A 17,500-nucleotide genomic window follows, 5' to 3' on the forward strand; every position below is an offset into this window, starting at 1 on the left:
GGGATGGTCAGTCGGTTTCGACCCAGTCGAAGGTCTTGGTGACGGCCTTCTTCCAGTTGCGGTACTCGCGGTCCCTTCGCTCGTCGTCCATGGTGGGGTCCCACTGCTTGTCCTTGGCCCAGTTGCTGCGAATGTCCTCTTCGCTCTCCCAGAAGCCGATCGCGAGCCCCGCCGCGTACGCGGCGCCGAGCGCGGTGGTCTCGTTGACGACGGGGCGGATGACGGAGACGCCGAGGATGTCCGCCTGGAACTGCATGAGCAGGTCGTTGACCACCATGCCGCCGTCGACCTTGAGCGACTTGAGCGGAACCCCCGAGTCGGCGTTCATCGCGTCGATGACCTCGCGGCTCTGGAACGCCGTCGCTTCGAGCACCGCCCTCGCCAGGTGTCCCTTGTTGACGAAGCGGGTGAGACCGACGATGACGCCGCGCGCGTCGGAGCGCCAGTACGGGGCGAAAAGGCCGGAGAAAGCGGGAACGACGTAGGCGCCCCCGTTGTCGTCGACCTCCTTGGCGTACCGCTCGATCTCGGCGGCCGAGCTGATCATGTTCAGGTTGTCGCGCAGCCACTGCACCAGCGAACCGGTGACCGCGATCGAGCCTTCCAGCGCGTACACCGTGTCGTTCGAACCAATCTTGTAGCACACGGTGGTCAGCAGGCCGTTCTGTGACATCACCTTGTCGGTGCCGGTGTTGAGCAGCACGAAATTGCCGGTGCCATAGGTGTTCTTGGCTTCGCCGGGGGAGAGGCAGGCTTGACCGAAGGTCGCCGCCTGCTGGTCGCCGAGGATGCCCGAGATGGGGACCCCGCCGAGCGCGCCGCGCTCGCGCACCTTGCCGTACTTCTCGGACGACGACCTGATCTCGGGCAGCATCGAAAGCGGAATACCCATGTCGGCCGCGATGCCTTCATCCCAGGACAGGGTGTCCAGATCCATGAGCATCGTGCGCGAGGCGTTGGTGGGGTCGGTGACATGCACACCACCGTCGGGGCCGCCGGTCATGTTCCACAGCACCCAGGTGTCCATGTTGCCGAACAGCAAATCACCGGCTTCCGCGCGTTGCCGCACACCGTCCACATTGTCCAGGATCCACTTGATCTTCGGGCCGGAGAAGTACGTGGCGAGCGGCAGCCCGGTCTTGTCCCGGTAGCGTTCCTGCCCGCCGCCGAGCGCGCCGAGATCGGTGATGATGCGGTCGGTCCTGGTGTCCTGCCACACGATGGCGTTGTAGACCGGCTTGCCGGTGTTGCGATCCCACACGAGGGTGGTTTCGCGCTGGTTGGTGATGCCGACGGCGACGACGTCGGCCGCCGTGATGTCGGCGTCGGCGAGCGCTCCGGCCGCCGTCGCCCTTACGTTGGCCCAGATTTCCTCCGCGTCGTGCTCGACCCAGCCTGCTTGCGGGAAGATCTGCTTGTGCTCGCGCTGGTCGGAGGCGACGACCCGGCCGGAGTGGTCGAACAGCATGGTTCTGGTCGACGTGGTGCCCTGGTCGATTGCTGCGACATAAGAAGGCATGCCTACTCCAAATTCACGTCAGATTCACGTCAGGTTGTGGACGGCCAGGTACAGCAGGGCGGCGAGTGAACCACCCGCGAGCGGGCCGAAGACGGGCACCCAGGCGTAGCCCCAGTTGGCGTCTCCCTTGCCCCGGATCGGCAGGATGAACGCGTAGGCGATGCGGGGCCCGAGGTCACGTACCGGGTTGATGGCGTACCCGGTCGGGCCACCAAGCGAGGTACCGATGACGAGCACGACGAACGCGACGCCCGCGTAGCCGAGCGCGGAGTTGCCGAACTCCGGCACTCCGTCGCTGCCCCCCGACACGACCGGCGAGAGCAGGATCCAGGCGACCAGCACGAAGGTGCCGATCACCTCGGTCACGAAGTTCCACACCTTGCTGGGAATCTGTGGTGCCGTCGAGAAGATGCCGAGCGTGTTCTGCGGCTCGGGGTGCTTGTCGAACTGCAGTTTGTAGGTCAGCCAGCACAGGACGGCGCCGAGGATACCGCCGACCATCTGGCCCGCGAAGTAGTAAGGAACGTCGCCCCACGCGGTTTTGTCGGCGATCGCGAGCCCCAGCGTCACGGCGGGGTTGATGTGCGCGCCGGTGGGATCGGCGATGCTCGCCCCGGCGAACACCGCGAAAGCCCAACCGATGGTGACGAATAAGAATCCGGTTCCATTTCCGTTGGTGCTGCGAAGCACGTTGTTGGCCACAACACCCGTACCAAGTAACACGAGCACCGAAGTGCCCAACATCTCCCAGACGAAAATCCCGCCAGGACTCATGGCTCCGCCCTCCACACTGGACACCGTTTGCGCAGGGCAGCCAGGACGCAGTGGGCGTCGTTGCCGACCCGCGGAACCCGCACGGTACTCCCTGGCGGGCTGATCTCTCCAGCGCCGAGTGTCGCAATCTCACCCGACGACGAGATGCGGCCGGGCAAACCCGTGCCATCCTGGTTGGGTGCGCCCGACATCGTGGCGAGGAGGAACAGTTGACCGCGCAGCAGCAACGTGACACGCCCGGCGCGAATCCAGCGAGGCTGGGTCCGCAGCAACGGGACGCTTCTTGGGAACGACTCGGGGAGCAGACCTTCGATCTCGTCGTCATCGGCGGCGGAGTGGTCGGGGTGGGTACCGCGCTCGACGCGGCGACCCGAGGACTCCGGGTCGCGCTGGTCGAGGCGAGAGACCTCGCCTCCGGAACATCCAGCCGATCGAGCAAACTTTTTCACGGCGGGCTGCGATATCTCGAACAACTTGAGTTCGGACTCGTCCGTGAGGCGCTGCGCGAGCGGGAGCTGATGCTCACCCGGCTCGCGCCGCATCTGGTCAAGCCGGTGAGTTTCCTGTACCCGCTGACCCATCGCGTGTGGGAGCGGCCGTACACGGCAGCAGGCTTGCTGATGTACGACACGATGGGCGGTGCGCGTTCGGTACCCGGACAGAAACACCTCACCAGAGCGGGAGCCCTGCGCATGGTCCCCGCGCTGAAAAGGGACGCGCTGATCGGCGGTATCCGGTACTTCGACGCGCAGGCTGATGACGCGCGGCACACCATGACCGTAGCGCGGACCGCCGCTCAATACGGGGCCGTCGTTCGCACATCCACCCAGGTGGTTGAGTTTCTGAGAGAAGCCGACCGGGTGTCCGGCGTTCGGGTGCGTGACGTCGAGGACGGCAGGGAAACCGACGTCAGGGCAAGCGCCGTCGTCAACTGCACCGGCGTGTGGACCGACGAGTTGCAGCGGCTTTCGGGCAGCAGGGGCCGGTTCAGGGTCACCGCGAGCAAGGGCGTGCACATCGTCGTTCCCCGCGACCGCATCGTCTCCGAGTCGGGCCTCATCCTGCGCACGGAGAAGTCGGTGCTGTTCGTCATTCCGTGGCGCAACCACTGGATCATCGGAACCACCGACACCGAATGGAACCTCGACCTCGCGCACCCCGCCGCCACCAAACACGACATCGACTACCTGCTCGAACACGTCAACTCGGTGCTGGCGACACCACTGACCCACGACGACATCGAGGGTGTGTACGCGGGGTTGCGGCCGTTGCTGGCCGGGGAGAGCGAGGAAACGTCGAAGCTGTCCCGCGAGCACGCCGTCGCGAGGGTGGCGCCGGGACTGGTCGCCATCGCGGGCGGCAAGTACACGACCTACCGGGTCATGGCGGCCGACGCGGTCGACGCGGCGTCGGTCGACCTGCCTTCGCGCGTGCAGTCCTCCATCACCGACAAGGTTCCGCTCATCGGAGCCGACGGGTACTACGCGCTGGTCAATCAGGCCGATCAGCTCGCGGCGGCGCACGGATTGCACCCCTACCGGGTGCGGCACCTGCTCGACAGGTACGGCTCACTCGTCGGCGAGGTACTCTCGCTCGCCGACGGCCGTCCGGACCTGTTGCGCCCCATCGAGAAGGCACCCGACTACCTGAGGGTCGAGGCCGTCTACGCGGCGAGCCACGAAGGCGCGCTGCACCTGGAAGACGTGCTGGCCAGGCGCACAAGGATCTCGATCGAGTACCCGCATCGCGGGGTGGACTGTGCCGAGCAGGTCGCCGAACTGGTCGGCGAGGTACTCGGCTGGTCGCCGGAAACCGCGGCGAAGGAGGTCGAGGTGTACCGGGCGAGGGGCGAGGCCGAACGCGAGTCACAGACCGAACCCGACGACGAGACCGCCGACGCTCGCCGCTCCGAGGCACCCGAGGCGAGGGCGAAGCTGATCGAGCCGGTCAGCTGAACCGGCGCGCTCGCAACGTGGACTTGTCGACCTTGCCGACCTCGGTGAGTGGGAGTTCGCCTGTGAACTCGACGGTGGCCGGTACGAAGTGCTCCTGACCGAGCAGAGCCCGCACGTGTTCGCGGAGCAATCCGGCCGTCAATGCCGGGTCGGCGACGACAACCGCGTGCAGGGTGTCGCCGTCGTCCGCGCCGGTCCGCACGCCGACCACGGCGGCTTGCCGGACAAGGGGATGGGCGGCGATGGCGTCCTCGACCACAGTGGAGTAGACCTTTGTGCCGTGTTCGCCGGTGACGACCACGTCGTCGGCCCTGTCCAGCAGGTACAGGAAACCGTCGTGGTCGAACCGGCCGACGTCGCCGGTCCGCAGCCAGCCGTCGCCGACGGCACGGGCGGTGAGTTCCGGTTGCTCGTGGTAGCCCTCCATGAGCGCCAGCCCGCGCACGAGCACTTCGCCTTCGTCGATCCTGGCTTCCATGCCGGGGACGACGCGGCCGACCGAGCCGAGCCGCTCGGGGTGATCCGCGTAGTCGGCGGCGTCGATGCTGGCGATCATGGGTGCTTCGGTGAGGCCGTATCCCTGGCCGACGATGGGCCCGAACACGTCGAGCGCCTGGCTGAGTCTGCGCACCGGCAGCGGGCTCGCGCCGAGCGAAACCCTGCGCAGTCCGGAAAGCTCGGTGGTGGCCAGCTTCGGGTGATCCAGTAGCGCGGCGAGCCGTGGCGGGGTGAGCGAGAGGTGGGTCGCGCCGTGTTCGCCGATGGCGTGCAGCACCGCTTCGGCGTCGAAACCCTCGTGCAGCAACACGGTGTCACCGGTGAGCAGCGCTCCGAGTGCGGCGCAGTGCCCGGTGAGGTGCGACAGCGGGGCGACGACGAGCACCCGGTTCGGGTCGTCGCCACCACCGGTGGGGAAAATGTGGGCCATGCCTTCGTAGATGCCGCGGTGACCGATGAGTTTCGGCGTCCCCGTCGTGCCTCCCGACGAGAAGACGGTGTGCACCGTGGCGGAGAGGACGGGCTCCGTGACATCCATTGTGGACGGTCGAAGGAGGATGGTGCGATGGTAGCCGCCATGTCCTTGCTCGGCGAACACGGCACTGACCCTCGCGGAAGCGAGGACGGCCCCGCGGTCGGGACGGCTAGCCGAAGCGGGAATCAGCAGCAGGCTCGCGCCGCTGAGGTGGACGGCGAGTTGCGCGAGCATCGTGTCCGGCCGGTTACCGCCATCGACGGCGACGAGGTCGCCATCGCCGATGCCTTCGGCCGCGAGCTTCCCGTACAGGCCGAGCAGCCGATCGTAGCCCTCGCGCCTGGTCATTTCCGCGCCGTCGTGAAGGAAAAGCGGTGCTTTCCCTTCGCCCCGCAACTCACCGAGAACGCGGCTCAGGAAGGCACTCACCGGGTCTCCCCGCGACCTTGCTCGGGTCCCGGGATGCCGAGTAGCGCATGCGCCTTCGCGACCGCCGCGATTCCCTCGTCCGCGATCCGCTTCGCCAGCGTGAAGTCGTCGGTGTGCCTCGCCTCGGCGAGTGCCGCTCCCGCGCTGTGCCAGCGTTCGGTCGCCTCGTTCAGCAACCCGCGCGGCACGGGTTCGCTGGTGCTGACCGGTTTTTCCACGTAGTGGCCGAGTAACAGGTACCGCGAACGTGCCGAGATCTCCTCACCCGATTCGCCGGGCCTTCGCCGCTTTCGTACCGCCACGACCGGCAGCACCGCGCCCGCGACCAGCACGACACCGGCGATGCCCAGCCACAACCAGGTCATCGGATGACGTTCTCCAGTTCGGTCACCTTCGCCTCGACAACGCCGAGGCGCTGCGAGGTGTCGGCTTCGCGGAACCGGTGCAGGGCGTCGGCGTAGTCCGCCGCGAGCTTCGCGTTCGAGGCGCACTCCGGATCGCGGGGGCGCAGCACCCTTTCGGCGACTTTGGACAACCTCGCGTCGATCGCCTTGCGCCGCTTTCGCAGCGCACCGGTCTTGCCCTGCCTGCGGCGCAGCGCCTTCGCGGCCTGGCGGAGCAGCAGGAACAGCAGCACCGTCGCCGCGATCATCGCGGCACAGGCCATCAGCAGTTGACCGAACGCCATCGCGTCGGGAACCGGGCCCCTGCGGGGGACCTCGCCGTGGTCCTCCGCCGCCGTGACGTCGAAGGTCAGGACGTATTCCTCCAGCTCAGGGGTGAGGTCGGTGCTGGTGGTGCGGTACTTCCACGACTGCTCGGCCCCCGCGATCACCTTGAGCGAGAAGTTGTCCTCGATCGGGAAACTCGGGCCGTCGCAATAGGAACTGCCGTACTCGCCGTCCTCGTCGGCCGCGAAAACGACGACCAGGTTGGACGGTACGAGGCTCGCGAGGTCCTGGCACAGTGCCCTGCGGGGATTGTCCTCTCCGGAGAACTCGGTCAGCGGTTCCTCGTCGAAGAGGGCGACGACGATGGCCCTGTCGCCGATGATCCGCTCGGCGCGTTCGGCATCCACCAGGTCAGGGGCGCCCCGTTGCGCGTAGACCGAACCGGAGCGCAGCCCCTCGGCGGCGGCCTTGGCCTTGGCACTCGACGTCGCCCACGGAGTGAAGACGAACAGGAAGGCGATCAGCCCGCACGCGGCGCCGATCCACACGACCCCGGGAACCCTTTTCATGATTCGTTCTCCGTCGCCGCCTCGGCGTTGGCACGTTCCCTGAGCTGTTTGCGCCGCTTCTTGCGTCTCTTCTTACGGCCGGGACGCAACTGCCTGCTTCCCTCGCCGATCACCACTCGCACCTGCTCCATGGCCGCGGTGGTCGTGGCCTGTTCGAAGAGGGTCGTCGCGGTCGCGTGCCGTTCGGCGGCGCCGCTGGTGTCTCGTTGATCGTCCTCGGCGAGCAGGTCTTCGCCGAGCGCCGCGAGTTCGGCGAAGGTCTCCGCGCGGCGTTCGGCGAACTCGGCGCGTTCCGCACGGGCCTTTTCCACGCGCCGCGCCGTCATCCTCGCGAGTGGGATTCCGGCAACGACGAGCGCCGATCCGCCGAGAACCCATGGCGCGACCTCGCTGATGAGCTCCTGGAGCGTCTTCGGTTGTGGCCGGCCGAACGGATGCTCGGTCAGCAGTTCGTCAGCGCGTACGAGGATGGTGCCGATGCGGTCCTGCATGGGGCTGCCCTGCCGGAAACTGCCCTGCTGGAACCGGCCGAACGCGTAGTTGCGGGCCGAGGTCAGCGCCACGTTCTCCGGTCCGGCGACATCGAGCCACCCACCGTGGGCGACAAGGACGACCTCGCCGGGAAACTCCTCGGCGAGCGCGGGGGCGTAGTCGACGACCGGTTCGCCCGGCGCGAGTACGGGGAGCGCGGCCGCGCGCACCGTGAAGCCCGTGCGCTCCTCGATCAAATCTCTCGGCAGTGCGATGGGATCCTCGCGGCCGGGAGCGTTGTAGACGGGGGTGCGCCGCAGGATTTCGGCGAGTTCGGACACCTGCCGCTCGGTCGGCGCGACGACCTGTCGCACCGGGTAGTCCGTCGAGTCGGTCGGCAGGTCCTTGGCGTGCCGGATGAGAGTGAGAACCGCGTCGGTCACGTCGTGGGCCGCGGTGTGCCCTCGCAGTTCGTCGAGGTCGCTGGGGGTCGCGGTGACGCCTTTGCTCGACGAGGCGAGCAACCCCTCGACGCGGATGAGGACCCGACCCGTGTCTTCGCTCCATTCCCTGAGCGGGATGTAGGTCTGTGCTCGGCGTTCGCTGTCGTCGACGTAGTTGCCGGTCTCGCCAACCGGTCCGGTGAACGGTCCGATGAGGATGCGCATGTCCGGGCCCAGTTCCGCGCGGATCAGTTCCTCGTCGAGGTAGGCGACGGCGCCGGGGGCGCGGTAGATCTGTTCGTCCTCCAGTGCGGCCAGTGCCGAGGGGACGTCGAGCTTCGGCGGCAGCTCGGTGCCGGTTTCGCTGCCGGGGACGGCGGGTGGCGAGGAGACTTCGGTGTCGTCCTGAGCGAACGCCGGTGGCGCGAGCAGCCAGACGAGCGCGGCCACCACCGCGAGAACGGAATGCCTCACGCGACCTCACCGGGGCCGACGGTCCAGCGGACGTCACGGGTGCCCAGCACGGGGCCTATATACGTGAACCCGCAGCGCCCCGCGACGGCGCCGGAAGCGACGTTGTCCGGTTCGTGCAGGTAGTGGATGGCGGTGAGCCCGAGCGCGCCGAACCCGAAGCGGAGCGCGGCGCCGACCGCCGTTGTGGCGAGGCCACGGCCACGGGCGCCCGGCCGCAGCCAGATCGCGGTCTCCGCGTTGCCGTGCGGAAGGTCGAGCCGTTTGAGCCCGACCTCGCCGAGCAGCTCGCCGGTCGTCGGCTCCGCGATGGCCCACGAGCACCGGGTGCCGTCGAGCCATTCCTGGGCCCTTCGCGCGACGTAGTCGTCGGCGGCGGCCGTCGTGCTGAGATCGAAACCGGGAACGAACCTGAGGAAGACGGGATCGTCGAAGGCCGCGATGAGGGCGGGCCGGTCGTCGATGAAGCCGTCGGCGCGCAACTGCCGGAGATAGCAGCTCCCCGCGTTGATCTCGACCGGTTCCACGAAAGAGATTCTAGAACCGGCGTCGTCGCCGGTTGCCGAGTGATCCGACGAGCAGGGCCACGATCGCGGGCAGCGCGAAAATGAAGATCACGCCGCGGGCGGCGGTGAAGAACAGGATGGCGGCGATGATGGCCGCGATCGGAACGGCGCTTGAGGCGACCCGCTGCTGCCACGTCATCGGCGGTGCCGAGGCCCGCTGCACCGGTTGTGGCTGGTGTGGTTGCTGCGGCGGCAGCCTGCGCACCGTGCGCAGCACGCTGGGCTGGGGTTCGGGAAGGTCGCTGAACAATGCTTCGAGGTCTTTGCGGAACTTCGCCGTGCTGACCTTCTGTGACCGCTCGTCGAACTCGACGAGGTCGATCCGGCCGGTGCGCACATGCTCGGAGAGTGCGTCCAGCGCTTCCTGCCGCTCAGCGTCGCTGAGGCGCATTTCGGGCTGGTCGACGGTCACGTGTCGATGGTATGTCCGCATGGGCCACCTCGGCCATCAAGGCTGAGTCGCTTCTCAGCGGTTCCGGCCGGACGGAAGCAAGGGAGCTTTACTACCGCATGGCGGTAGTAAAGCTCCCTTGCTTCGTCAGTCCTTGATTTCCAGCAGGACGGTGCCCTGGCTGACGGCGGTTCCCACCTCGATGGCGACCGAGGCGATCGTGCCGGACTTGTGCGCGCTGACCGGGTTTTCCATCTTCATGGCCTCCAGCACGACGATCAGCTCGCCCGCCTCGACCTGCTGGCCGTCGGCGACGGCGACCTTCACGATGGTGCCCTGCATGGGGGCGGTCACCGCGTCGCCGCTGACGGCGGTCTTCGTGCCACCGGCCCGCTTGCGCTTCTTGGCCTTCGCCTCACCGGCCGGTGCGCCGCCACCGAGGGCGAGCCCACCCGGCAGCGACACCTCAAGCCGCCTACCGCCGACCTCGACGACCACGTTCTGCCGCTCGGTCTCCTCGGAGTCCTCGTCGGCTTGCGGCGCGGTGAACGGCTCGATGGTGTTGTCGAACTCCGTCTCGATCCACCGGGTGTGGACGGAGAAACCCGTTCCGTCGCCGATGAACGCCGGGTCGCGCAGGATCGTGCGGTGGAACGGCAACACGGTGGCGAGGCCCTCGACCGTCATCTCGTCCAGTGCCCTGCGGCTGCGCTCGATGGCCTGCTGCCGGTCGGTGCCGGTGACGATCACCTTGGCGAGCATCGAGTCGAACTGGCCGCCGATGACACTGCCTGCCTCGACGCCGGAGTCGACCCGCACGCCTGGCCCCTCGGGGAACCCGAGCTTGCTGACCGTGCCGGGCGCGGGAAGGAAGTTACGGCCCGCGTCCTCACCATTGATCCGGAATTCGATGGAGTGGCCCCTCGGCGCGGGGTCCTCGGTGAAGGGCAGCGGGGAGCCCTCCGCGATCCGGAACTGTTCGCGTACCAGGTCGATGCCGGTGGTCTCCTCGGAAACCGGGTGCTCCACCTGAAGCCGGGTGTTGACCTCAAGGAACGAGATGGTGCCGTCGATCCCGACGAGGTATTCGACGGTGCCCGCTCCGTAATATCCGGCTTCCTTGCAAATGGCCTTGGCCGAGGAGTGGATCGTCTCGCGCTGCTGCTCGTTCAGGAAGGGCGCGGGGGCCTCCTCGACGAGCTTCTGATGCCTGCGCTGAAGCGAACAGTCCCTCGTGCCCACGACCACGACATTGCCGTGCTGGTCGGCCAGAACCTGCGCCTCGACGTGCCTCGGCTTGTCGAGATAGCGCTCGACGAAGCACTCGCCCCTTCCGAAGGCGGACACCGCCTCGCGGGTCGCCGATTCGAAGAGTTCCGGGATCTCTTCCTTGGTGCGGGCGACCTTCAGGCCCCTGCCGCCACCGCCGAAGGCGGCTTTGATGGCGACGGGAAGCCCGTGTTCCTCGGCGAAGGCGACGATCTCGTCGGCGGTTTCCACCGGGTCCTTGGTGCCGGGAACCAGTGGTGCGCCCGCCTTGAGCGCGATGTGCCTCGCCGTGACCTTGTCACCAAGGTCCCTGATCGCCTGTGGGCTCGGGCCGATCCAGGTCAGACCCGCGTCGAGGATCGCCTGGGCGAAATCGGCGTTCTCCGAGAGAAACCCGTAGCCGGGGTGGACCGCGTCCGCGCCCGCCCGCTTCGCGACGTCCAGCAACTTGTCGAAAACCAGGTAGCTTTCGGCGGCTGTCGTACCGCCGAGTGCGAATGCCTCGTCGGCCATCCGCACATGTGGCGCGTCGCGATCGGGGTCTGCGTACACGGCCACACTGGCCAGCCCGGCGTCTCTCGCCGCCCTGATGACGCGTACGGCGATCTCGCCCCTGTTGGCAACGAGAATCTTCGTCACGCTGGCTGCCTGCGGCACGCTTACCTCCCTGTTAGCTGCTCACGGAGGAGTCTACGGATCGCAGGCAAGGGCGCGGTGAGAGCCAGCTCACGCTGAGTGGCTTGTGGATCGGTCACTCACAAGGGAAGCGGTGCTCAGTGACGGTGCTCATTCGGTGCGGCGACTTTCCGTGATGTGAACCGTGACCTCACTTACGCTCGGGCGAGGACTGTGGAGGGAGGTCGTAGTGCGGTCACCGGCGCTGCCCCGGCCTGTGCTCGTCGTGGTGTCGCTGGCCGGTGTCGTCGTGGTGGCCTCACTCGTCGTCGCGGTCCTGCTGCGGCCGGATCCGAGCCCACCCGTGTTCGCGGGCGGGCAGGCCGGGCAGGTGAACCCGACCGCGAGCGCGGGCTGTGGCGACGAACCGTGCAGGGTGGTGGCTTCCGCCGACGTCAACGGCATGACGGTGGAACTGCTCGCCGACCACGAGGGCGGGACGGGAAAGCTGAGGGCGGGAGGACCCGGCTCGGCCAAGGTCGCGGAAACCGCCATCACCGGCATGGGAGTCCGGCTCAACAGGGACTCGCTGCGGTGCGCGGAAACCGCGACCCCGGTGTGCCTCGTCAGGGGCCCGCACGACGGCGGGACGGCAGGCGAGATCCACGTGTGGCGAGGGGACACCTGGCGGGCTGCCGAGCGGCCGTACTTCTCCGACGCGGGCGCCATCGTGCTCGACGACGTCGTCGGTGACGACACTCCCGAGGTCGTCGTCGTCCGGCACGAGTGCAGCTCCGCCGGGACGGCGGCCGAATGCCAGCAGGCGCCGGTGCTCGCCGAGGTCTTCGACCTCAGGGGTGGTGAGGTCGGGTGCACCGGGACGTACAACTCGCCTGGCGAGTTGCGGAACTGGCCCGATGTCACGGTGACCGAGAGCGAGCTCGGCGCCTGCCGGTGAGAATCGCATCGTCAAGCCACGGCTTCCTTCTTCTCCTCGTTGAGCAGCGGCGGTGCGCTGGGTGCCGCGAGCACCTCGTCGTCGATGAGCCCTTCCGACCTCGCCACGACGGTCGGCACCGCGATCTGCCCCGCGACGTTGGTCGCCGTGCGCATCATGTCCATGATCGGGTTCACCGAGTAGATCAGCGCGATGCCGAGCGCGACCTGCGCGGAGTCGAGGCCGATGACGGTCGTGGTCAGCGTCAGCGCGGTGAGCCAGCCGGTGGTCCCCGCCGTGGCGAGCGCCCCGAACACGGCGACGAGCACGATGCCGAGGTACTGCGCGAGGTTCAGCGAGACGCCGGAGATGTTGGCGATGAAGATCGTGCCGATGGCGGGGAACACCGCTGCGCAACCGTCCATCTTGGTCGCGCTGGCCAGCGGTGTCGCGAAGGCGGCGTAGCCGGGGGACACCCCGAGGTTGACCACGGTCTGCCTCGTCAGCGGCAACGTCGCGGCCGAGGACTGCGAGACGAACGCGAACTGGATGGCCGTCCACGACTTGGCGAAGAACGTCGACGGGCGCACACCGGCGACGAAGCGCAGCAGCACCGGGTAGACCACGAACAGCACGAGCAGGCTGCCGACGTAGACGGCGATGGTCGTCGAGAGCAGCGGCCGGAACAGCGCGTCGCCGTAGTTGGCGACGGCGGCGCCGATGAGGCCGAGGATGCCGATGGGAGCCAGTCGCACGATCCAGCCGAGGTAACGCTGGATGATCTCGAAAAGGCTCGTCGTGACGTCGATGAACGGCTTCGCCTTGTCGCCGAGGCTGTAGGCGGCGGCACCGATGACGAGCGCAAGGAACAGCACCTGCAGGGTCTGGCCCTCCGCGAAGGCCGCTATCGCGTTGCTCGGCACGATGCCCTCGATGAACGCGGTCCACGAGCCCCAGCTCTCGACGCTCTCCGCGGCGCGTTCGGTGTTCGCCGCCGTCGCGGCGGCGTCACCGATTCCCCCGCTGCCCGGATTGAAGACCAGCCCGACGACGATGCCGATGAGCACGGCGATGAGCGAGGTCGTCGCGAACCAGAGCACGGTCTTGCCGCCGAGCCTCGCCGCCGTCCTTCCGCCGCCCAGTCCGCGCAGGCTGTTGATGCCCACGATGATCGCGGTGAACACGAGCGGGATGACGGCGATCTGCAACAGGGTCGTGAAGACAGAGCCGATCTGGTCGAGCAGTTCGGTGAGCCAGCCCGCTTCGGTCGCCCTCGCGAGCGCGCCGAGCGCGGCGCCCGCCAGCAGCGAGCCGATCACCGCGGAGGCGAAGACCGATGGCCGGGTGTAGGTCCGTATGAAAGACACGCTTTGGCTCCGTTTACCTGCGAGAACTTGTCGAGAGTGCCGGAGCTGCCAACGCTCGCGAGTCCTGCTCTCTTCCGGAGCCGAAAATCTCTCACATCGTGGGACGAGAACTGGGTGGTTGAGACCTGGTCGCCACGCTGTCGGCGACCGCCGTGACGGCCTTGCCGCTGTAAAGCCGCGCGACCGTGGCGGTCCACGAGGTCAGTCCGGTGGGGCTGAGTGGGTCCGTGCCCGTTGTCTCGGCGATCCGGTCCCTGAGGAACAACACGGAGAGGTCGTGTGCGAGCAGTACCGTGGCGAGTTCGTCGATGTCGGCGTCCGCCGCCACGTGACCTTCCTCGTGGAGCCGTCGTACGGTCGCCCTGCTGAAGTCGTGGAGCCGGGCGTACGCGGCGCTCGCCCGTTCTCCCGACGAGGTGAGCAGGCGCAGGACGTAGCGCGTGACGACAGGGTCGCCGAGGGCGGACACGACGCCCGAGCCCTTCGCGTTCGCCGCGGCTTCGAGCGCGTTGCCGAGCAGGCCGAGTACATGCTCGTCCGCCGCGCGTACCAGCCCTTCGCGTGAACCGTAATGCTTGATGATCAACGGTTGCGACAGCTCGCACCGCTGCGCGACGGCGCGCAACGGGACCGCGTCGACACCATGTTCGCCGAACAGTTCGACCGCTGTGTCGCGGATGATCGCCTTGGCGGTCCTGTCCTCTGGTGAATACATATTCACCATGGTAACTTACCGTTCATGGTCGCGACCGTTCCACGGAGATCCCGGCTCAACGCCGTGCTCGTCGCTCCCGGAGCATCCCCCGCCGAGCTTCGGCTGTCCTACGGTGCGGCGGTTTCCGGGCTCGCGTTCGCGGCCGCGCTCGCCCTGGCGAACGGGCTGAACGTGCTTCAGGCCGGTGTCCTGCTGGTACTGGGGTTCGACCTCGTCGGTGGTGTCGTCGTCAATGCCACCACCGCGGCGTCGCGCCGGTTCCATGGCGCCGGTTCATCGCGGTGGCGGCCGATCCTCTTCGTCGCCGCGCATGGGCACTTGCTCGTCGTCGCCGCGCTGTTCCCAGGGCTGTCGTGGCCCACGGCGGCGGCGCTCTACCTGGGGACGCTCGCCTCCGCCGTGCTCGTCGTTCTCGTCCCGCCTCACCTGCGCGCGCCGGTCGCGTTCGCCGGAGCGGCCGCCCTGCTGATACTTGCGACGGCGCTGCTGTCCGTTCCCGCCGAACTTGCCTGGATCAGCCCGCTGCTGACCGTCAAGCTGTTGCTCGCCCACCTGTTGAGGCATGGGCAGGGCTGACGTCGTCCGGGCCGGAGCCGGTCGTCAGCGCGACTCGCCTTCGGTGTCGGCGGATCCGCGCCACAGGTCGGCGACACTGACCCCGATGTCGGCGAGCAGCCTGCGGGTCAGTGGAAGGCTGATGCCGATGACGCTCGTGTGGTCGCCTTCGATGCCATCGACGAACCAGCCGCCCCTGCCGTCGATCGTGAATGCGCCCGCGACGGCGAGCGGCTCCCCGCTGGCGACGTAGGCGTCCAGTTCGTCCTCGGCCGGGGTCGCGAACCGCACCTTCGTGCTCTGGGTGCCCGCCGACTCCGCGGTGATCTCGCCCGCTTCCAGTCGCAGCACGGCGTGACCGGTGAGCAGTTCGCCGCTGCCGCCCGCCATGGTGGCCCACCGCTTGCGGGCCGCCTCCGGCGTCGCGGGCTTGCCGAGCAGTTCCCCTTCGATCCACAGCATCGAGTCGCAGCCAACGACGACCGCGTCCAGGCCGAGGGTTTCGGCGACGGCGCGCGCCTTCGCCGAGGCCAGCGCGGTCACCACGGCTGAGGGTTTCGCGCCGGTCAGTGTCGCCATGACGGCGTCCTCGTCGACGCCGGACACCATGACGCTGGGTTCGACGCCTGCCGCGCGGAGCACGGCGAGCCTTGCCGGGGAGGCCGAAGCGAGCACGAAACGCACCCGGCAAGCCTAGATGGTGCCCGCTCCGGCGCGGGTCACGCGCCAGGCGAGGAGGGAGAAGGCACGGCGGGCGCGGGCCGTCTGGTGCGCATCGCCGAGGCCGTCACGACTCCGGTCAGCAGGACGATCACCGGCAGCAGCATGGTCTGCCTCGCCGCGTGGGTCAGTCCTTCGCGGGCGGCCTCGGCGTTGCCGGGATCGGTCACCGACGCGCTGATCCTCGCCTGCAACAGCACACCGGTCGCCGCGCTGCCGAGAACCCCGCCCACCTGGCGTGAGGTGTTGAAGATGCCGGAGCCCGCCCCGGTCAGCGCGGGTTCGATCGCACCCATGGTGGCGTTCGACATCGGGGAGAAGGTGAATCCGATGCCGAGGCCGCAGACCAGCAGCGCGGGCACGAACGACCATGGGCTGCTGTCCGGCCGGGCTTGCAGCGCGATGATCCCGAGCCCCGCCGCGAGCGCGAACAACCCGAACATCACGAGGTACCTGCTGTCGAGCCGGTCGGAGAGCCGTCCGGCGAACGGCGCGGTGATTCCCGCGAGCAGCGACATGGGCGCGGTGAGCACCCCCGCTTCGGTGGGGGTGAGGTCGAGCGCTTCCTGGACGTACACCACGAGCGGGAGGAACATGCCGGTCATCGCGAAGCCGACCGTGGCGGCGGTGACCGTGCCTGCCGAGAACGTCCGTCGCTTGAAGATCCGCAGCGGGAGCAGCGGCTCGTGCCGGTTGAACCGCTGCCACAGCACGAACGCGACGAGCAGCAGAACGCCGGCGCCGATGATCTCCGGGATGGTGACCGGCCCCCACACCCGCCCCCACGCGTAGTGCTGGCCGTTCTGGATGCCGAAGACCACGCAGAACAGTCCTGCGCCGGAGAGCAGGATGCCGGGGATGTCGAAGCTGTGCGAGCGCCGTGGCTGCCAGTCGGGAACGAGCACCAGCGTCAGCGCGAGCGCGATGACGCCGATCGGGACGTTGACGAAGAAGATCCATTCCCAGCCGAGGTGGTCGACGAGCACGCCGCCGAGTAGCGGTCCCGTGATGGTCGCCAGCCCCGCGACTCCGCCCCACAGCCCCATGGCAGGCCCACGCTTCGCGGGCGGGAACAGGTGGGTGATGAACGCCAGCGTCTGCGGTGTCATCAGCGCGGCCCCGATGCCCTGCACCGCGCGGGCGGCGATGAGCATTTCGGCCGTTCCCGACAGGCCGCACCACAACGAGGCCAGCGTGAACACGACCAGCCCCGCGACGAAGACCCGCTTCGGCCCGTACCGGTCGCCGAGCCTGCTGGTGAACAGCATCGGGACCGCGTAGGTCAGCAGGTAGACGCTCAGCACCCAGACCACGGAGTTCAGGTCGGTGCCAAGCCCTCGCACCATGGCGGGAATGGCGATCGACACGATCGTCGTGTCGAGCAGGATCATGAAAAAGCCGAGGCACAGTGCCCCAAGGGCAGGCCAAGGGCTAACTCGCCGCTTCATCGGTTCTTCTCTCGGTGGATTTTTCGCTTGGTTCGGAAGGCCGGTTCTCGCCGCGCGTCCAGGTCAGCTTTCCGGCGGTGATCTCGTCGACCAGGTCGCGTACCCATTCCAGTTCGAACCGCCGGTGCGCCATCGAGTACCGCCAGTCGAGCCAATAGGTTTCCGGGAGCTTTCTCGCGCGCAGTTCTTCGGTGATCACGTCGTCCTTGGCGATCTCGGCTTCCAGACGCAGCGCCCTGTGGTTCAGCTCGTGCAGTACGTCGTCGCGGTCGAGGTCGTCGATCACGGCGAGGCCGGTCAGGAACTCCGGATGCTCGTTGGCGACGGTGCCGAGGATGGCTTTCGCGCGTTCGTCGAAGGCATCCCTTCCCGGCGGTGTGATGGCGTAGACCGTGCGTTCCGGCCGCTTTCCTTCGCGGCGCGTGTCGACGATTTCGGCGAATCCGTGGCCGACGAGGCGTTCGACCGTGTGATACAGCGATCCGGCCTTGACGGTCACCCTGTTCGAGACGTGCCGCCGCCGCATGAGCTGGTTCATCTCGTACGGGTGCATGGGCCGCTCGTGCAGGAGTTCCAGCACGGCCATCGCCAGTGGCGTGAGCTTCGCCGAGGCCATGATTTTTTATAGTCCCCTTCGATTGA

17 protein-coding genes are annotated in these 17,500 nt (G+C 68.0%); 3 read left to right on the forward strand and 14 right to left on the reverse strand.

Features of this window, described 5'->3' with window-relative positions; genetic code table 11:
* Positions 1-7: 7 nt before the first annotated feature.
* Both glpK and BAY61_RS03705 read right to left on the reverse strand, forming a co-directional pair.
* Positions 8-1,519 (reverse strand): glycerol kinase GlpK, encoded by a 1,512-nt coding sequence (gene glpK / locus BAY61_RS03700; protein WP_091810542.1) that lies wholly within the window; start codon positions 1,517-1,519, stop codon positions 8-10.
* Between the two features lie 24 nt (positions 1,520-1,543).
* Positions 1,544-2,293, reverse strand: coding sequence for an MIP/aquaporin family protein (locus tag BAY61_RS03705; RefSeq protein ID WP_091810541.1), 750 nt, complete (start codon positions 2,291-2,293; stop codon positions 1,544-1,546).
* A gap of 209 nt (positions 2,294-2,502) precedes the next feature.
* Between BAY61_RS03705 and BAY61_RS03710 the strand changes: the two genes are divergently transcribed.
* Entirely contained in the window at positions 2,503-4,248 is a 1,746-nt protein-coding gene (locus tag BAY61_RS03710) for a glycerol-3-phosphate dehydrogenase/oxidase (protein WP_091810540.1), read from the forward strand.
* On the opposite strand, the gene BAY61_RS03715 is transcribed toward BAY61_RS03710, so the two are convergent.
* The 7 genes from BAY61_RS03715 to BAY61_RS03745 form a co-directional block, all read right to left on the reverse strand.
* Positions 4,241-5,650, reverse strand: coding sequence for a class I adenylate-forming enzyme family protein (locus BAY61_RS03715; protein ID WP_245865769.1), 1,410 nt, complete (start codon positions 5,648-5,650; stop codon positions 4,241-4,243). The genes BAY61_RS03710 and BAY61_RS03715 overlap by 8 nt on opposite strands.
* Positions 5,647-6,015, reverse strand: coding sequence for a hypothetical protein (locus tag BAY61_RS03720; RefSeq protein WP_091810539.1), 369 nt, complete (start codon positions 6,013-6,015; stop codon positions 5,647-5,649). The genes BAY61_RS03715 and BAY61_RS03720 overlap by 4 nt, the downstream gene beginning before the upstream one ends.
* Positions 6,012-6,890, reverse strand: coding sequence for a hypothetical protein (locus BAY61_RS03725; protein ID WP_091810538.1), 879 nt, complete (start codon positions 6,888-6,890; stop codon positions 6,012-6,014). Before BAY61_RS03725 ends, BAY61_RS03720 begins: the two co-directional genes overlap by 4 nt.
* Positions 6,887-8,278, reverse strand: coding sequence for a hypothetical protein (locus BAY61_RS03730; protein WP_176879909.1), 1,392 nt, complete (start codon positions 8,276-8,278; stop codon positions 6,887-6,889). The genes BAY61_RS03725 and BAY61_RS03730 overlap by 4 nt, the downstream gene beginning before the upstream one ends.
* A complete protein-coding gene (locus BAY61_RS03735; protein ID WP_091810537.1) occupies positions 8,275-8,802 on the reverse strand; it encodes a GNAT family N-acetyltransferase in 528 nt (175 codons plus the stop codon). Before BAY61_RS03735 ends, BAY61_RS03730 begins: the two co-directional genes overlap by 4 nt.
* Positions 8,803-8,812: 10 nt before the next feature.
* Positions 8,813-9,253 carry a DUF1707 SHOCT-like domain-containing protein gene (locus tag BAY61_RS03740; RefSeq protein WP_245865771.1) on the reverse strand — a complete coding sequence of 147 codons (441 nt, stop codon included), beginning with the start codon at positions 9,251-9,253 and terminating at the stop codon, positions 8,813-8,815.
* Between the two features lie 126 nt (positions 9,254-9,379).
* Positions 9,380-11,158: an acetyl/propionyl/methylcrotonyl-CoA carboxylase subunit alpha gene (locus BAY61_RS03745; protein ID WP_091810536.1), complete on the reverse strand. Its 1,779-nt coding sequence runs from the start codon at positions 11,156-11,158 to the stop codon at positions 9,380-9,382.
* Between the two features lie 208 nt (positions 11,159-11,366).
* Between BAY61_RS03745 and BAY61_RS03750 the strand changes: the two genes are divergently transcribed.
* Positions 11,367-12,074, forward strand: a complete 708-nt coding sequence (locus tag BAY61_RS03750; RefSeq protein WP_091810535.1) for a hypothetical protein — start codon at positions 11,367-11,369, stop codon at positions 12,072-12,074.
* 11 nt (positions 12,075-12,085) lie between these two features.
* Here BAY61_RS03750 and BAY61_RS03755 read toward each other — a convergent pair whose 3' ends face one another.
* Both BAY61_RS03755 and BAY61_RS03760 read right to left on the reverse strand, forming a co-directional pair.
* Entirely contained in the window at positions 12,086-13,420 is a 1,335-nt protein-coding gene (locus BAY61_RS03755; RefSeq protein WP_091810534.1) for a dicarboxylate/amino acid:cation symporter, read from the reverse strand.
* A 91-nt stretch (positions 13,421-13,511) separates the two neighbouring features.
* The gene (locus tag BAY61_RS03760; protein ID WP_211323646.1) at positions 13,512-14,135 is read right to left on the reverse strand and encodes a TetR/AcrR family transcriptional regulator; all 624 of its coding nucleotides are present in this window, start codon (positions 14,133-14,135) and stop codon (positions 13,512-13,514) included.
* Positions 14,136-14,159: 24 nt separating this feature from the next.
* On the opposite strand from BAY61_RS03760, the gene BAY61_RS03765 reads away from it, so the two are divergent.
* Entirely contained in the window at positions 14,160-14,711 is a 552-nt protein-coding gene (locus BAY61_RS03765; RefSeq protein WP_091810532.1) for a hypothetical protein, read from the forward strand.
* A 24-nt stretch (positions 14,712-14,735) separates the two neighbouring features.
* Here the strand turns inward: BAY61_RS03765 and BAY61_RS03770 are convergent, their stop codons facing one another.
* Genes BAY61_RS03770 through BAY61_RS03780 form a run of 3 tightly spaced genes read right to left on the reverse strand, consistent with a single transcriptional unit; the run spans position 14,736 to position 17,474 of the window.
* The gene (locus tag BAY61_RS03770; protein WP_091810531.1) at positions 14,736-15,374 is read right to left on the reverse strand and encodes a Maf family protein; all 639 of its coding nucleotides are present in this window, start codon (positions 15,372-15,374) and stop codon (positions 14,736-14,738) included.
* Positions 15,375-15,409: 35 nt separating this feature from the next.
* Positions 15,410-16,858: a DHA2 family efflux MFS transporter permease subunit gene (locus BAY61_RS03775; RefSeq protein WP_091810530.1), complete on the reverse strand. Its 1,449-nt coding sequence runs from the start codon at positions 16,856-16,858 to the stop codon at positions 15,410-15,412.
* Positions 16,842-17,474: a PadR family transcriptional regulator gene (locus tag BAY61_RS03780; protein ID WP_091810529.1), complete on the reverse strand. Its 633-nt coding sequence runs from the start codon at positions 17,472-17,474 to the stop codon at positions 16,842-16,844. The genes BAY61_RS03775 and BAY61_RS03780 overlap by 17 nt, the downstream gene beginning before the upstream one ends.
* Between the last annotated feature and the right edge of the window lie 26 nt (positions 17,475-17,500).

Source organism: Prauserella marina, from assembly GCF_002240355.1.
In the GTDB taxonomy this organism is placed as follows: Bacteria; Actinomycetota; Actinomycetes; order Mycobacteriales; family Pseudonocardiaceae; genus Prauserella_A; species Prauserella_A marina.

Bases quoted from the DNA above. Each gene is read 5' to 3' on its own strand.
- glpK (WP_091810542.1), bottom strand. From the start codon at position 1,519: ATGCCTTCTTATGTCGCAGCAATCGACCAGGGCACCACGTCGACCAGA.
- BAY61_RS03760 (WP_211323646.1), bottom strand. From the start codon at position 14,135: ATGTATTCACCAGAGGACAGGACCGCCAAGGCGATCATCCGCGACACA.
- BAY61_RS03775 (WP_091810530.1), bottom strand. From the start codon at position 16,858: ATGAAGCGGCGAGTTAGCCCTTGGCCTGCCCTTGGGGCACTGTGCCTC.
- BAY61_RS03720 (WP_091810539.1), bottom strand. From the start codon at position 6,015: ATGACCTGGTTGTGGCTGGGCATCGCCGGTGTCGTGCTGGTCGCGGGC.
- BAY61_RS03725 (WP_091810538.1), bottom strand. From the start codon at position 6,890: ATGAAAAGGGTTCCCGGGGTCGTGTGGATCGGCGCCGCGTGCGGGCTG.
- BAY61_RS03705 (WP_091810541.1), bottom strand. From the start codon at position 2,293: ATGAGTCCTGGCGGGATTTTCGTCTGGGAGATGTTGGGCACTTCGGTG.
- BAY61_RS03780 (WP_091810529.1), bottom strand. From the start codon at position 17,474: ATGGCCTCGGCGAAGCTCACGCCACTGGCGATGGCCGTGCTGGAACTC.
- BAY61_RS03765 (WP_091810532.1), top strand. From the start codon at position 14,160: ATGGTCGCGACCGTTCCACGGAGATCCCGGCTCAACGCCGTGCTCGTC.